Raw genomic sequence first — 15,871 nt, forward strand, 5'->3', positions numbered from 1 at the left:
TCATCAGGGATACTTATATATCTTCACAAAGCCTAGTTACGAAATAAGATAGATATAAAAAATTAGGGATAATAGATAAGAACGAGGGGGATATATATGGCTAAAATAATGATTCAAGGAACGGGGTCATCTGTTGGGAAAAGTATATTAGTGACTGCACTTTGCAGAATTTTTAAACAAGATGGATATTCAGTTTGCCCTTTTAAGTCACAAAATATGTCTTTAAATTCGTACATAACATTGGATGGTAAAGAGATGGGACGTGCTCAAGTACTTCAGGCTTATGCAGCTGGTCTTCAGCCAGAGGCTTATATGAATCCTATACTTTTAAAACCAACTTCTGATAAGAAATGTCAGATTATAGTTAATGGTAAGGTATATGGAAATAGCACAGCAATGGATTATCATAATATGAAGCTTGAATTTAGAGATATGCTTAAAGAGCATTTTGAAAACATGGAAGAACAGTTTGATATAGTAGTGATGGAAGGTGCCGGAAGTCCAGCGGAGATAAACCTAAGGGATAGAGATATTGTAAACATGGGAATGGCTGAACTTGTGGACGCACCTGTGCTAATTGCAGGTGATATCGATAAAGGGGGAGTTTTCGCCTCTCTTGCAGGAACTATGCTCCTTTTCACTGAAGAAGAAAGAGAAAGAGTTAAAGGTACAATAATCAATAAATTCAGAGGAGATGTAGAAATATTAAAGCCAGGACTTAATATGCTTGAGGATATTATAAAGGTGCCATGTCTTGGAGTGGTTCCTCATTTTACTTTAGCACTTGAAGACGAAGATGGTGCAGTAGAGTTTAATACAAAGGTAACAGCACCTATAGATATAGCAGTTATAAAGCTTCCGCGTATATCTAATTTTACGGATTTAGATGCTCTAAAAAGTGAAGAAGATGTTTCAGTAAGATTTATAAACTCTGTAGAAGAGTTTGGAAACCCAGATTTACTTATAATACCTGGAAGTAAAAATACCATTGAAGACTTATTAAAACTAAAAGAATGTGGACTTGAAAGCTGTATAAAGGAATATAGCAAAACAGGCTTGGTAATGGGCATTTGTGGTGGTTATCAGATACTTGGAAAAATTATAAAAGATCCATATGGTGTAGAAACAGATGTAAAAGAAGTTGAAGCTATGGGGCTTTTAGATGTAGAAACAGTTTTTGAAGAAGAAAAGATAACTACAAGAGTAAATGCAGAAACTATAGAAAACTTTGATGTTTATAAAAATGAAAGTACTATGGAGAATAGAAAGTTAAAGGCTTATGGATATGAAATCCACATGGGAATAGGTACTTATGGAGAATGTGCAAAACCTTTATTTAGGATTGTGGATAAAAGTGGAGAAAAGGTTGAACTTCTTGACGGAGCAATAAATTCAGAGGGTAACATATTAGGAACTTACATACATGGAGTTTTTGATGGAGTAGATTTTAGAGAGTTTATACTAAATAAGATTAGAGTAAAAAAGGAAATGAAAACAATACAATCAAAGACTTATGAAAGTCTTCGTGAAGCAGAATTAGATAAGCTTGCAGATATTGTTAGAGAGAGTTTAGATATGAATAAGATATATGAGATTATGGGAATTAAAAAATAGGCTGAAAAAAGATTGGGGGAAACGTTTTGATTACATCTTTTCTAATAAGTAACGTTATAGCAATAGTCATTGCAGTTATTCTTGATTGGATAATTGGAGACCCATACTGGTTCCCTCATCCTGTTATATATATAGGAAAGCTCATATCTTTCTTAGAAAAAAAGGGAAGAAAATTATGCAAGACTGATAGAGGCATTAAGGCTTTTGGAGGGCTTATAGTAATTATAGTAGCATTTGTAAGTTTTATTGTTCCGTTTATAATATTGAAGTTAACTGAGTTTAACTTTTGGATATATACTATTTTAAATGTAATAATAATGTGGACAACTATAGCAGCTAAATGTTTAGGTGGAGAAGCTAAGAAAGTTTATTATGCTTTAAAGGGTGAAGATTTAGAAGATGCAAGAGTTAAGCTTTCATATATAGTTGGAAGGGATACAAAAGAACTTAATGATAAAGAGATAATAAGAGCAGATGTAGAAACTGTAGCTGAAAATACTGCTGATGGAGTTATAGCGCCTCTTCTTTATGGGATTATTGGAGGTACACCACTAGCTATGATGTACAAGGGAATAAATACTATGGATTCAATGCTTGGATATATGAATGAGAAGTATAGGTATATAGGATTTTTTCCAGCAAAGGTAGATGATGTGTTTAATTTTATACCTGCAAGAATTACTGGTTTTCTTATATGCATAGTTGCCTTCGTAGTAAAGGGAAGTCCAATTGAGAGTTTTAAAATAATGATTAGAGATAGAAAAAATCACAAGAGCCCAAATTGCGCATACCCAGAAGGAGCAGCAGCTGGAGCGATGAGAGTGCAGCTAGGCGGTACCAATGTGTATTTTGGAGAAGTAGTTTATAAGCCTACGATTGGAGATAAGATACGAGAGCTTAACTTTGAGCACATAAATGATAGTATAAAGCTTATGTATGCAGCGGAAGTTCTTTTGATAGCTATATATTCAGCTGTAGCCTTAGTGATTAATAACTTGCAAACTAGCTGTTGTTAGAACATAAAATCAAGAATAATATTACAGGAAGTGATGACATTGAAGCATGGTGGAGATGTGTATACAGAAGGGCTTTTAAAAGGGAGAGAACTTCTAGATTTTAGTTCAAACATTAACCCCTTAGGTGTACCAGATAGTTTTAAAAATAATATAAATGAAGCAATAGATAATATGGTGAGATATCCTGATGCTAAGTATAGAGAACTTAAGAATTATTTAAAAGATTATATTGGATTCAGTGTGAGATATTTTATGACTCAAGATCAATCATCTATAGAACATAAAGGAATAGACTTTGCCAGCACTGCTATAAATGAAGGTAACATCGTACTTGGAAATGGTGCAGCTGAGATTATAGATTTAGTATTAAGTTGTTTTAAAAGAGTGTGTATTCCAGTTCCATCCTTTGTAGAGTATGAGGAGAATGCATCCAAGTGGAACTGTGAGATTGAATACTCCTACCTAAAAGAAGATATGACTTATGACTATGAAGATATAGTTTTAAAGATGAAAGAAGTAGATGCATTAATTATAGGAAATCCCAATAATCCCAATGGTATGGTAATAGATAAGAAAAAGTTTAAATCTATATTAGATTATTGCCAGGAAAATAATAAGGTAATTATTATTGATGAAGCGTTTATTGAGTTTACTGGTAAAAAAGGATTTTCATTATTAAGTGAGTTAGAAAATTACAGTTGTCTATTTATAATAAAAGCTTTAACTAAATTTTATGCTATGCCAGGAATAAGAATGGGTTACGGCATAAGCAAAAATAAGATTCTAATAGAAAAAATAGAAGGCAAACAAAATCCTTGGAATATAAATTGTTTTGCAGAAATTGCAGTAAAGTATGTTTTAAAGGATGAGGATTATATTGAAAAATCCGTAAAGTGGATTGATAAGGAACGAGAGTTTATGGTATCAGAACTTAAAAGAATAACCATTATTGAAGAGGTCTATGAAACCTATAGTAACTTTGTACTTTGTAAACTTAGAGATATGAACTGTGATGAAATTTATAGGATATGTTTAGAAAAAGGGATTGTCATGAGAAAGTGTGATAACTTTAAAGGATTAGATGAAAAGTACATAAGACTAGCAATTAAGGATAGAGACAGTAATGAAAGAGTTATAAAAGCCTTAAGTTTAATATAAAATTTTGCTTATGTAGAGTAGTGAAATTTAATCATAATGTTGTATATTGATAAAATATAAGGGTTTGTCAAATATTTATAATAAAATAAAAATGTTGACGGGGGAATAAAAATGAAGAAAAAATACAATCTGCTCATGGTACTTGCATTAGTATTGACTATCTCACCTAGTGTTTATGCAATGCATATTTCAGAGGGTTTTCTACCACCGTTATGGTGTGGTGTATATTTAGTGTTATCAGCACCTTTTGTGATAATAGGATTAAAGCACATAAAGGAGAAAACCCATAAAAATAAAGATTTAAAAATGTTATTAGGTCTTGTAGCTGCATATGTATTTGTACTATCTGCTACTAAGTTACCATCAGTTACGGGAAGTTCATCACATCCAACTGGTACTGGTTTCGGTGCAATATTATTTGGGCCTTTTGTTATGGCTGTTATATCCGTAGTTGTATTGTTATTTCAAGCTTTATTTTTAGCACATGGTGGTATAACAACATTAGGAGCAAATGTATTTTCTATGGGGATAGTTGGACCTATAGTATCTTACCTAACTTTCAAGCTTGTTAAGGAGAGAAATAAAAAATTAGCAATTTTTTTAGCAGCGATGCTTGGTGATTTAACCACCTACTTAGTTACAGCTGTACAATTGGCATTGTCCTTTCCGGCTAAAGATGGAGGCGTCTTGGCAGCCTTTATAAAGTTCATATCCATATTTGGAATAACACAGGTACCCCTTGCTATAATTGAAGGTGTCCTAACAGTTATAATATTTGGGTTTATTGAAAGTTACTCATCTAAGGAAATTAGAGAATTAAGTGAGGTGTAGTAGATTGAAGAGAAGAAATATGTGGCTTGGTGTTTTATGTGTATTTTTAATGATATCCTTATTTACAATAGGCTCCATAAGAAGTAAAAGTTTAGAAGGAACAGATGACCAAGCGCAGGCCGCTATAAGCCAGCTGCAGGAAGATTATAAACCATGGTTTAACAGTCTATGGGAGCCAGGATCAGACAAGGTTGAAGGTGCTATTTTTACACTTCAAGCTGGGGCTGGTATAGCATTCATAATATATTATATAGGAAGAAAAAAACATGCTAAAGCTAGTAATGGCACTGTCAAGAATTAGTAAAGTATCAAATGTGCATCCTGTTGAGAAGACAATATTAAGTATGTTTCCTATTATAGCTATAGGATTCTGCCAAAAACCTATTCCAATAATTTTAAATATAGTCCTTTTTATAGTGCTTCACTTAATATGCGGGAATAATAAAAAGGTGGTTTTAAAATTTACCTTAGGGATAACGGCCTTTGCTGCTTTTTCTTCTATAACCTTTGTATTTGATTATGGTTTAGCATATTGTGGAGTTATCTTATTAAAAAGCCTATCTGCTGGATTATGTTTATCTTTCTTTTCATTGACAACCCCAGTAGACGATGCATTGCTTATTCTTTCAAAAAATACTTGGTTAAAAGATGTGTGTGATATAGCAAAGAGTATGGAACGGTTTTTACTACTTATAGATGATGAATGTCACATTATATATAATTCAATTAAATCAAGAGGCGGGTTTGATGGATTTAAGTTGAAAATAGTAAACACCGGAAAGATGGCTGGTCTATTGTTTATAAATACTATGTATAGGTGGAAAAGTATAAAAGAAGGTTTGGATAGTAGAGGATATAGAGGCTATATGCCTTATTTAGACAAGAATTTTAATTTTTCATATGCAAGGCTTGGTAGTATATGTATTTATGTATTTTGTCTCGCTATACTTATATATATTGGAGTATAATTAGTTAGTAAAAAGCTTTATTAATAAAGTGAAACTTGAATCATATGAGATTATATCTTAATCTGATTCTTAGTTGAACGAATCCAGAGACATAGCTGATTGATAATAGAGAGTATTAGAACGTTTTATGATTGGAAAATTTAAAGCTTTAATTTGGAGTGAAATTGGGAGTTGATAATATGATACAGCTTTTAGCGCTAAAGGATGATGTAGGAGTCGAGATAAGAGAAAAATTTTCTGTAATACAAAAGCGTTGTGAAAATTCCTTGAAGAACTTGTCCGAAATATGTGAGGAAGTAGTTATAATAAGCACTTGCAATAGAACAGAAATATACTTTAACTCAACATCAGAAGATTCAAATATATTAGAAGATATATTTAATAGATTAAACTGGGATAAGAAATTAATGAACTATGTTTTTCATTATAAAGGAAAAGAGGTTTCCAAACACCTTATGAAGGTAGTTTGTGGGTTTGAGTCCTTAATACTTGGAGAAGATCAAATACTAGCACAGGTAAAAGAAGCTTATGAAACTGCAATAAAAGCAAAAACAATACATAAGGAGCTGCGAAAGCTTTTTCAGCTTGCAGTAACCTGTGGAAAGGAATTTAGAACTGAGTCTAAACTATATAAAATACCAGTATCCTCCTCTTCTATTGCAGTAAACGAAAGTAGAAAAAAAGGTATGAATAGATTTATGATTCTTGGATTTGGAGAAGTTGGAAAGTTAACTACAAAATATATAATGTCAGGAAGCTTTGAAGTATTATATATAGTAGTGAGAAATCCTAAAGTGGTGGATATAGAAGATCCTAGAGTTAGGATAATACCTTTTGAGGAAAGAGTAAAGTATTATGGGGAAGTAAATTGTATGATATCTTGTACCTCTGCACCCCATACTGTAATAAAGAAAGAAGATCTGCCTAATAATACTAATATAATTTTGTTTGATTTGGCGGTTCCAAGAGATATAGAGGAAGATGTATCAACCTTAGACAATGTTCAGGTATATGATATTGATACTGTTAGTCTTATAGATGATAACAATAGAAAATTAAGAAAGAGTATAATGAAAGAAAATAAGTTTATATTAGATAAATATATGAGAGAATTTGAAGAATGGAAGAGTTTGCAGAAAATCTCTCAGGAAATAATAAAGCTAAAGCAGTCTGGCGAAAGAGTTTATAAAGACAGGTACAATACCTTTAAAAATAAAAAGGATACAAAAGATAGTAATAAACTTGCAGAGACATTATTAAAAAGCACAGCTGATGCTTTCATAAATAGAGCCATAGAGGTATTAAAAGAGGAGCAATTGAAGGGACGTGCAGACGATTGTATAAGAATAATACAGAAGATATTTTATACAGCGGAATAGAGTACACTATGCTTTCTCTCATATCTGAAAAGATAGATATACTTGTTATAGGAGGCGGAAAAGCCTCGTTAACAAAGGTGCGTACTTTTGCAGATAGAGGCTGTAGAGTGTCCGTTGTTTCAAAAGAGTTTTTGGAAGAGTTCAACGAACTAAAAAACTATGAAAATATTAATCTTATATGTGATGAGTATAGTAGAAACTATATATATGATAAGCACGTAGTTATAATTGCTACTAATTCTGAATCGGCAAATAAGGAGATTAGGGAAGATTGTAATGAGCTGTATAAATTATTTATAGATTGCAGCAATCCAAAAGAGGGAACCTGTATTACACCATGTCAAAGAAATAGTAAAAATATGTTTTTTGGTTTACATACTAAAAGTGTAAGTCCTAAAACCTCTGTTTATATAGCTAATAAGGTGAAAAATCAATTGGAGAAATATGATGAGTTTGTAAGCTTTACATCATCAATTAGAAATGGAATTAGTGATTGGGATAGAAAGCAGGAAATAATGAATTTTATATGCTCAGATGACTTTTATTTTTTCTATGAAAAAGAAAGAGAAGTTAATATATTAAAAATGTTTTATCCAGATCATCTATTTTAATATCTATACTATTATAAATTAGGATTAATAAGGTGATATGTTGTTGGACTATTAAAATTTAATAATCAGATGAATTTGAAAGTTCATCCAAGTTAAAGTTTTAATTTATCTGATGCTCTGTTTATGAAGAATATTTTTAAACCTAAACTGAATGATTAGGATGGTGATATATTTTGACGTTAAAGATAGCAACCCGTAGAAGCAAATTAGCTCAGGTTCAAGCAGATACTGTAATAAGTATGTTAAAAGAACATCATGGCTTAGAAGCGGAAAAACTCCTTATAGAAACAACTGGAGACTTAAGATTAGATGTAACCTTAGACAAAATAGGTGGAAAAGGACTTTTTGTTAAAGAGATTGAGATGGCACTTTTTGAAGAAGAGGCTGATGCAGCTGTACATAGCATGAAGGATGTACCTTTTGAAGTTCCTGAAATGTTTGAGATAGTAGCAATTCCTGTAAGAGAAGATGTGAGAGATGCATTTGTATCTATGAACGGCCTCCAGTTTACGGAATTAAGAAAGGGAGCTAGAATTGGTACAAGTAGTAACAGGAGAGCAGATCAACTAAAATTATTAAGACCTGATTTAGAAATAGTTCCTATCAGGGGTAATGTCCAAACCCGAATTGATAAAATAGAACGAGAAAATTTAGATGGTATAATACTTGCTGCAGCTGGACTTAAGAGGCTTAACATGGAAAACATTATAACAGATTATTTTTCTGTAGATGGAATAATACCGGCAGTAGGACAAGGTGCCTTAGGAATAGAAGTTAAAAGGAATAGTTTAAACGGGGAGCTGTTTAAAAAGCTTGATTGTGAAGAAGCTAGAATATGTGTTGAGGCTGAAAGAAGCTTTATGAGGTCACTAAATGGTGATTGTCATTCAACTATAGGAGCCTATGCAGAATTAGAAGGAAACATGATGAATATTATAGGAATATTCCAGGTTGGATCTAAATTAGTGAAGAAGGATATAAGCGGGAAAAAAGAAGATTATTTAGAACTAGGCAAGAAGCTAGCTGAAAAAATATTAGGTGCATAGGGAGGGCTTGAAATGGGAAAAGTTTATCTTATTGGGGCAGGTCCTGGAGATGAAGAACTTATTACACTAAAAGCTATAAGAAAGCTTAAAGAATGTACAGCTGTAATGTATGATAGGTTATCAGGAACAGGGGTTTTAAAGTATCTAAATGAAAATTGTAAGATATACTACTGTGGTAAAGAACCGGGATGTCACTATAAAACACAAGATGAAATAAATGATATGCTTGTGGAATTAGCAAAAGAAGGGCACATAGTTGGAAGAATTAAAGGTGGCGATCCTTATATCTTTGGAAGAGGTGGGGAAGAAGCTTTAAGACTTATAGATGAAGGAATAGAGTTTGAAGTTATTCCAGGCATTACTTCGCCAATTTCAGTATTAAACTATGGTGGAATACCTGTGACTCATAGAAAAATTGCTCAGAGTTTTCATGTATTCACAGGAATGAGTGCTGAAAAGTTGAATATGAACTGGAAGGCAACAGCTACAGTAGGTGGAACACTTATATTCTTGATGGGATTTGAAAACTTAGGGTTTATATCAGGAAAATTGATTGAAAACAGTATGAGTGAAGACACTCCTTGTGCTGTAGTAATGAGGGGAACTACTGCTAAACAGAGAAAGGTAGTAGGTACTTTAAAGGATATAAAAGAAAAAGCTACAGAAGCAGGACTACATTCACCATGTATTATAGTAGTTGGCGAGGTAGTTAAGTTTAATGATAAGTTAAACTGGTTTGAGAAAAAATCACTATTCGGAAGAAACGTATGTATTACTCGTACAAAGGAACAATCAAAAGAAATAAGAGAGACGTTAATAGATTTAGGAGCACAGGTTACAGAAATAAATTCAATAGCAATAAAGAACACTTCTGAAAACCTAGATAACTTTATAGATAAACTAAATGATTATGATTACATAGTTTGTACTAGCGTAAATGGAGTAAATATCCTATTTGATTATCTAAGTGATAAGAACTATGATGTAAGAAAGATAAAGGCAACTTTCGCAGCTATAGGTCCAGCTACAAAAGATGCGATTAAGGCTAGAGGAATTATTCCAGAGATTATTGCGGAAAAGTTTGTAGCTGAAAGTTTATTCGACAGCATGAAGAAGGTTGTAAAACAAGGAGATAAGGTATTTATACCAAGAGCTAAAAATGCAAGGCCTTACTTAGTAGAGGTATTAAAGGAAGCAGGATGTATAGTTGATGAGTGTCACGCTTATGAAACTGTAACTGGCAGCTCACACAATAAGGACTCCTTTGCTGAGGTAGATACAGTTATCTTTACAAGTCCCAGTACAGTGGAAAACATGATAAAAATAGTAGGACTAGAGTCAATAAAGCGAAAAAGAGTTATATCTATAGGACCTATAACAGGTAAAGCTTTAGACCGATGTGGAGTAAACTATAAAATCTGTGAGGAATACACTACAAAGGGTGTTATAGATAAGTTACTTGAATGAAAAAAATGAATTCATTAATAGATTAAATTTTATGATAAAAAAAGAAAAGAGGTAAATTATTATGTTTAGAAGACACAGAAGACTTAGACAAAACGAAGTTGTAAGAGCTATGGTAAGGGAGACTATACTTGATCCATCAGATTTTATATATCCTTTATTTGCAGTAGAAGGAACAGATATCAAAAGAGAGATATCATCATTGCCAGGAAACTATCACCTTTCTGTAGATAGATTACAAGAAGTTGTTGAAGAACTTACAGAAGTAGGAGTTAAGAGTGTAATATTATTTGGAATTCCAGATCATAAAGATGCATGTGGTAGTGGAGCTTATGATGAAAATGGAATAATACAAAAGGCTATAAGAAAAATAAAAGAAGTAAACAAGAATATCTATGTTATTACAGACGTTTGTATGTGTGAATACACAAGTCATGGACATTGTGGAATAATTCATGGTGAAGATGTAGATAACGATGAGACTTTAGAATACATAGCTAAGATATCCTTATCTCATGCTAAAGCAGGAGCAGACATGATAGCTCCATCTGATATGATGGATGGAAGAATAGATGCTATAAGAGAAATTCTAGATGAAAATGGCTATAAAAATATCCCCATTATGGCTTACAGTGCTAAGTATTGCTCAGCTTTTTATGGTCCTTTTAGAGAAGCAGCTGATTCAGCTCCTCAATTTGGAGATAGAAAAACTTATCAAATGGACCCAGCTAACGCAAGAGAAGCTATGCTTGAAATTGAAGATGATATAGATGAGGGAGCAGATATTATAATGATTAAGCCAGCTATGCCTTATCTAGATATTATAAGAGCGGCTAGAGATAGATTTGATGTGCCAATATGTGCTTATAACGTAAGTGGTGAATATGCTATGGTTAAAGCTGCAGCTAAAGCAGGACTTATAGATGAAAAGAGAGTTGCTTTGGAAATGTTGACATCAATAAAGAGAGCAGGAGCAAAGATGATTATAACTTATTATTCTATAGAAGCAGCTAGATGGATTAGAGAAAAATAATAAACTCTTGGGAGATGAAAATAATGAGAAATACAGATATATTTAATGAATCTAGTATCTACATGCCAGGAGGAGTAAACAGCCCTGTTAGGGCATATGTAGGATTAGATACAAAACCACCTGTAATAAAAAAAGGAATAGGCGCTCATATATTCGATGAAGATGAAAAAGAGTATGTAGATTTTATTGGTGCATGGGGTCCTATGATACTTGGACACTGTGATGAAGATGTAGTAAAAGCAATAAAAGATACAGCAGAAAATGCAATAGCTTTTGGAGCACCTACAGAGCTTGAATTAAGATTAGCAAAACATATCTGTACAACAATAGATAATGTAGATATGATCAGAATGGTAAACTCTGGTACAGAGGCTACTATGAGTGCTATAAAGCTTGCAAGAGGATGCACTAAAAGAGATAGAATTATAAAATTCGCAGGTTGTTACCATGGTCATTTTGATGGCTTCCTAGTAGAAGCTGGTTCAGGAGTACTTACATCAAACATACCAGGTTCACCAGGAGTACCAAAGGGTAGTATAGAAAATACACTAATTGCTCAATACAATGACATAGAAACTGTAAAAGTACTTTTTGAAAAGTATGGTGAAGATATAGCCGCAGTTATCATAGAGCCTATAGCAGGAAATATGGGTGTTATACCAGCACATAAGAAATTCTTAGAAGACCTAAGAGAAATCTGTACAAAACATGGAGCTATCTTAATATTTGATGAAGTTATGACTGGTTTTAGAGTAGCGTATAAAGGTGCACAAAGCCTTTATGGAGTAAAACCTGACTTATCAACTTTTGCTAAAATAATGGGTGGTGGACTTCCATCCGGTGCTTATGGCGGAAGAAGAGATTTAATGGAACAGTTATCTCCTATGGGACCAGTTTATCAGGCAGGAACTATGTCTGGAAACCCTCTAGTTATGGCAGCTGGATATACAACGCTTACTAAACTTCATAGTAATCCTCATTACTATGAGTACATGGATAAAATAGCAGAAAAGCTTCAAAATGGAGCAGAAGAAGTAGCTAAGGAAAAAGGTCTTCCTTTGGTTATAAACAGACGTGTAAACATGATGACAATGTTCTTCAACGAAGGTGGAGAAGTTGCTAACTACAAGCAAGCAAAAGCTTGTGACACTAAATTATACGGAAGATTCTTTGAACATATGCTAGCAGGTGGAATATTTATGTCACCAGCGCAATTTGAAGCTATGTTCGTAGGAGTAAAACATACAGAAGAAGACATAGAAAAGTTCTTAGACTTAATGAGAAAGTTTTAACTTAGAACCTGACATGCACTGGTGTTCATATGAGCACTTCTTCCATACTGTTAACAATCTTAGGTTATCTCTAAGGCTTACAACCCAAGAAAATTAATGAACCTAAATAAACTCGCTTTGCTCAGACATATTTAGATTCACTAATTTTCTAAGGTAGTTTCGCCAAGAACTAACGTAAGATTGTTAAATGTACTATCAGCGATACTCATATCAACACCTATATATCAAGTAATTAAGTTGTAGATACTGCAATTCGTAAAAGTAGAATTATATGAAGAAAAGATTATTTATATAACTTCATTTATTGAATAAAAAAGTTAGCATCTCATCATATTAATACTATAAACAATTGGAAAGGATGATAACTATGAATGAAGATACAATTAATCTTTTAAAGGAATGCAATGCGGGATGTAAATCAGGTACAAATAGTATGGAGCAGGTGCAGCCTTATATTGAAAACGAGAAGCTTAAGTCTATTATTGCTGAATACAATGATAAGCATATTAAGATTGGTGATGAATTCCATCAAATGTTAAATGTATACCATGAGGAAGAGAAGGATCCGCAAGTTAGTGCGAAGGCTTTTTCATGGATTAGTACGGAAATGAAATTGATTATGAATAATGATACCCATAAAATTGCTGACATAATGATTGATGGCTGTAACATGGGGATTAAATCAGTTAGTGAGTATATCAATAAATATAAGACTGCATCTAAAGAAAGTGTGGATTTAGCAAAGAAGCTTGTTAAGACGGAGCAGGAATTTATGAATGAGCTACTTGGGTATTTGTAAAAGTTATGAAATGGCGTTTTGAATTAGTACTTTTATATTTACTTGTAGCAATACAAGTTGAATAAACAAAAACCAGCCGCTAGGCGGAAAAGTGGTGAAGTAGTTGAAGGGATTAGTTATATCTTCAAATAGTAGTGGTGGTGGAAAGACTACTATAACTTTAGGAATTATGAAGGCTTTAATGAAAAAGGGATTTGATGTACAAGGATACAAGGTTGGACCTGATTATATAGATCCTGCCTTTCATAGTTACATAACAGGTAAAGCTTCAAGAAATTTAGATTTGTTTCTTATGGGAGAAGAAGGGGTAAAAGCTTCTTTTTCAAGAGGAAAAGGTGATTTAGGTGTTGTAGAAGGAGTTATGGGACTTTACGATGGTAAAGGTATAGACTCACAGTACTCTACGGCTCATGTAGCTAGAGTTTTAAAGCTTCCAATACTGTTAGTTATATCACCAAAGGCACAATGTGCTACATTATGTGCTGAAATTAATGGTTTAATGAATTTTGAAAATGCAAACATAGTTGGAGTAATATTTAACAACATAAGTGAAAATTATTATAAATTATTAAAAGCTGCAGTAGAAAAGAACTGCAACATTAAAGTATTTGGGTACGTGTCTAAGAATGAAAAGCTTTCTTTAAAAAGCAGACATTTAGGATTAGTACAAAGCAGCGAAGTTGATGACTTAAATGAAAAGATAGATTTATGCAGTGAGCTGATATTACAGAACGTAAATATAGAAGAACTTTTAGCTTGTTTTAAAGAAACTGAAAATTATAATGATAAATATCATTTAGAGAATAGAGAGATAAAAATAGCTATTGCTTATGACAAGGCATTTAGCTTTTACTATAAAGAAAACTTAGAATTTTTAAACGAAGTGGGTGAGGTAACTTATTTTAGCCCCTTAGAGGATGAAAAAGTGCCAGAAAATACAGACTTCTTATATATTGGCGGTGGATATCCAGAGGTATTTATAAAAGAATTAAGCAAAAATAAATCAATGCTTAAAAGTATTAAGGATAACTTAGAAAAAGGATTAAGATGTTATGCTGAATGCGGAGGCTTAATGTACCTTACTGAGTCTATTCACGATATAGAAGATAAAGAAAGCTTTGAAACAGTAGGCTTTTTTAAAGGAACTACTCGCATGACAAAGAATCTCCAAAACTTTGGATATGCTAGATTAAAAGTGGAAAAAAATAATGATATTTTACCTATGGGGATGGAAATAAATTGCCATGAGTTCCATAAATCTTATGTAGATTTAGAAGAAGAAAAGATACATCTTCTTACAAAGGAAGTATATGATGGCACAATAAAACAATGGAATTGTGGATATTTGAAAAATAATACTTTAGCAGCGTATGGACATGTTCATTTCTTTGGAAATATAGAAATGTTAAAAAGCTTATTATGTAGGTAAGATTAAATTTAAAACAGATTAGTTTAACAGTCCAGAACTCTGTTTATTTTCAATTTAAGAATATGAGAATGTTAGTGTAAGCGTTATTGGATTAATTTACATTTAACAAACAAAAAGGGGATAGATTAAATGAATTTATTAGAAAAGACATTAGAAAGCATAAAACCAGCAAATGAAGATGCAATGAAAAAAGCATGGCTTAGAATAGATAATCTTACAAAACCAATAGGAAGCTTAGGGGAAATGGAAGAAATAATTGCTAAAATGGCTGGAATTACAGGAGAAATACATAATAAGGTAGATAAGAAGAATGTAATTGTTATGTGTGCAGATAATGGAGTTTTGGAAGAAGGAGTAAGTAATTGTCCGCAGGAATTTACTGTAATTATTAGTGATAACTGTGCTAAAGGAATAACTGGAGTAGGAGTTATGTCTAGGTTTGCCAATTCAGATGTAACTGTTGTAGATATAGGGGTAAATGGAGAATTTAATAATCCTAAGATAATAAATGAAAAGGTTGCCTATGGAACAAAGAATATGGTTAAAGAGTCTGCTATGACAAGAGATGAAGCTGTAAAGGCAATTGAAGTAGGTATAGAAATAGTAGACAAGCTAGTTAAAGAGGGTTATAACCTATTTGGGACAGGTGAAGTTGGAATAGGCAATACAACAACAAGTGCAGCAGTTTTATGTGCTTTATCAGGACTAAGTGTTGAAACTGTAGTAGGAAAAGGTTCAGGACTTACTGAAGAACAGTTTCAGAATAAAAAAGAAGTAGTACAAAGAGCCTTGGATATAAACAAGCCTAATAAAGAAGATGTTTTAGATGTTTTATGTAAAGTTGGAGGTTTTGATATAGCTGGACTTTGTGGATGTTTTTTAGGTGCTGCTAAAAATAGAGTTCCTATTGTTATTGACGGATTTATATCTTCGGCAGCTGCATTATGTGCATATAAGCTTAGTAATTATGTGAGAGACTTTATGTTCCCTTCCCATTTATCAGCAGAGCCAGGTGCTGTTTATATGGCTAAAGAATTAGGGCTTAACCCAATGATTAGTTTAAGAATGAGACTAGGTGAAGGAACTGGATGTCCATTGGCATTTAATATAATAGAATCATCATTATATACAATGGACAACATGGCTACATTTGGAGAAGCGACAATAGATGAAAGCTGTCTTATAGACATAAGGGAGAACTAGATTATATAGATAAGAAAATAATATGAGG

15 protein-coding genes are annotated in these 15,871 nt (G+C 32.7%); all 15 read left to right on the forward strand.

What is annotated here, in order from left to right; all coding sequences use genetic code 11:
- The first annotated feature begins 96 nt into the window (after window positions 1-96).
- Window positions 97-1,614 (forward strand): cobyric acid synthase, encoded by a 1,518-nt coding sequence (locus AC0N0V_RS04405; RefSeq protein ID WP_474462351.1) that lies wholly within the window; start codon window positions 97-99, stop codon window positions 1,612-1,614.
- A 26-nt stretch (window positions 1,615-1,640) separates the two neighbouring features.
- A complete protein-coding gene (gene cbiB / locus AC0N0V_RS04410; RefSeq protein WP_474462353.1) occupies window positions 1,641-2,630 on the forward strand; it encodes an adenosylcobinamide-phosphate synthase CbiB in 990 nt (329 codons plus the stop codon).
- A 33-nt stretch (window positions 2,631-2,663) separates the two neighbouring features.
- Window positions 2,664-3,788: a pyridoxal phosphate-dependent aminotransferase gene (locus AC0N0V_RS04415; RefSeq protein ID WP_474464441.1), complete on the forward strand. Its 1,125-nt coding sequence runs from the start codon at window positions 2,664-2,666 to the stop codon at window positions 3,786-3,788.
- A 111-nt stretch (window positions 3,789-3,899) separates the two neighbouring features.
- Complete coding sequence (locus AC0N0V_RS04420; protein WP_474462355.1) at window positions 3,900-4,619, forward strand: energy-coupling factor ABC transporter permease; 720 nt, start codon at window positions 3,900-3,902, stop codon at window positions 4,617-4,619.
- Window positions 4,620-4,623: 4 nt separating this feature from the next.
- A complete protein-coding gene (locus AC0N0V_RS04425; RefSeq protein ID WP_474462357.1) occupies window positions 4,624-4,920 on the forward strand; it encodes an energy-coupling factor ABC transporter substrate-binding protein in 297 nt (98 codons plus the stop codon).
- The gene (locus tag AC0N0V_RS04430) at window positions 4,886-5,587 is read left to right on the forward strand and encodes a CbiQ family ECF transporter T component (RefSeq protein WP_474462359.1); all 702 of its coding nucleotides are present in this window, start codon (window positions 4,886-4,888) and stop codon (window positions 5,585-5,587) included. The genes AC0N0V_RS04425 and AC0N0V_RS04430 overlap by 35 nt, the downstream gene beginning before the upstream one ends.
- A gap of 179 nt (window positions 5,588-5,766) precedes the next feature.
- Entirely contained in the window at window positions 5,767-6,966 is a 1,200-nt protein-coding gene (hemA, locus tag AC0N0V_RS04435) for a glutamyl-tRNA reductase (RefSeq protein WP_474462361.1), read from the forward strand.
- A complete protein-coding gene (locus tag AC0N0V_RS04440; RefSeq protein WP_474462363.1) occupies window positions 6,924-7,577 on the forward strand; it encodes an NAD(P)-dependent oxidoreductase in 654 nt (217 codons plus the stop codon). The genes hemA and AC0N0V_RS04440 overlap by 43 nt, the downstream gene beginning before the upstream one ends.
- Window positions 7,578-7,750: 173 nt before the next feature.
- Entirely contained in the window at window positions 7,751-8,623 is an 873-nt protein-coding gene (gene hemC, locus AC0N0V_RS04445; RefSeq protein ID WP_474462365.1) for a hydroxymethylbilane synthase, read from the forward strand.
- A gap of 12 nt (window positions 8,624-8,635) precedes the next feature.
- A complete protein-coding gene (gene cobA, locus AC0N0V_RS04450) occupies window positions 8,636-10,090 on the forward strand; it encodes a uroporphyrinogen-III C-methyltransferase (protein ID WP_474462367.1) in 1,455 nt (484 codons plus the stop codon).
- Between the two features lie 61 nt (window positions 10,091-10,151).
- Entirely contained in the window at window positions 10,152-11,120 is a 969-nt protein-coding gene (gene hemB, locus AC0N0V_RS04455) for a porphobilinogen synthase (RefSeq protein ID WP_474462369.1), read from the forward strand.
- A gap of 23 nt (window positions 11,121-11,143) precedes the next feature.
- A complete protein-coding gene (gene hemL, locus AC0N0V_RS04460; protein WP_474462371.1) occupies window positions 11,144-12,412 on the forward strand; it encodes a glutamate-1-semialdehyde 2,1-aminomutase in 1,269 nt (422 codons plus the stop codon).
- A gap of 367 nt (window positions 12,413-12,779) precedes the next feature.
- Window positions 12,780-13,211: a hypothetical protein gene (locus AC0N0V_RS04465; protein WP_474462373.1), complete on the forward strand. Its 432-nt coding sequence runs from the start codon at window positions 12,780-12,782 to the stop codon at window positions 13,209-13,211.
- Between the two features lie 103 nt (window positions 13,212-13,314).
- On the forward strand, window positions 13,315-14,640 hold the full coding sequence (locus tag AC0N0V_RS04470; protein ID WP_474462375.1) for a cobyrinate a,c-diamide synthase: 1,326 nt from the start codon (window positions 13,315-13,317) through the stop codon (window positions 14,638-14,640).
- 129 nt (window positions 14,641-14,769) lie between these two features.
- Window positions 14,770-15,843, forward strand: coding sequence for a nicotinate-nucleotide--dimethylbenzimidazole phosphoribosyltransferase (gene cobT, locus AC0N0V_RS04475; protein ID WP_474462377.1), 1,074 nt, complete (start codon window positions 14,770-14,772; stop codon window positions 15,841-15,843).
- The last annotated feature ends 28 nt before the right edge of the window (window positions 15,844-15,871 follow it).

The sequence above is a fragment of the Clostridium sp. CS1-1 genome (assembly GCF_056135525.1).

Coding starts and splice junctions, on each gene's coding strand:
- cobA (WP_474462367.1), top strand. CDS start 8,636: ATGGGAAAAGTTTATCTTATTGGGGCAGGTCCTGGAGATGAAGAACTT.
- AC0N0V_RS04405 (WP_474462351.1), top strand. CDS start 97: ATGGCTAAAATAATGATTCAAGGAACGGGGTCATCTGTTGGGAAAAGT.
- AC0N0V_RS04430 (WP_474462359.1), top strand. CDS start 4,886: ATGCTAAAGCTAGTAATGGCACTGTCAAGAATTAGTAAAGTATCAAAT.
- AC0N0V_RS04465 (WP_474462373.1), top strand. CDS start 12,780: ATGAATGAAGATACAATTAATCTTTTAAAGGAATGCAATGCGGGATGT.
- cobT (WP_474462377.1), top strand. CDS start 14,770: ATGAATTTATTAGAAAAGACATTAGAAAGCATAAAACCAGCAAATGAA.
- hemB (WP_474462369.1), top strand. CDS start 10,152: ATGTTTAGAAGACACAGAAGACTTAGACAAAACGAAGTTGTAAGAGCT.
- AC0N0V_RS04415 (WP_474464441.1), top strand. CDS start 2,664: ATGACATTGAAGCATGGTGGAGATGTGTATACAGAAGGGCTTTTAAAA.
- hemA (WP_474462361.1), top strand. CDS start 5,767: ATGATACAGCTTTTAGCGCTAAAGGATGATGTAGGAGTCGAGATAAGA.
- AC0N0V_RS04420 (WP_474462355.1), top strand. CDS start 3,900: ATGAAGAAAAAATACAATCTGCTCATGGTACTTGCATTAGTATTGACT.
- hemL (WP_474462371.1), top strand. CDS start 11,144: ATGAGAAATACAGATATATTTAATGAATCTAGTATCTACATGCCAGGA.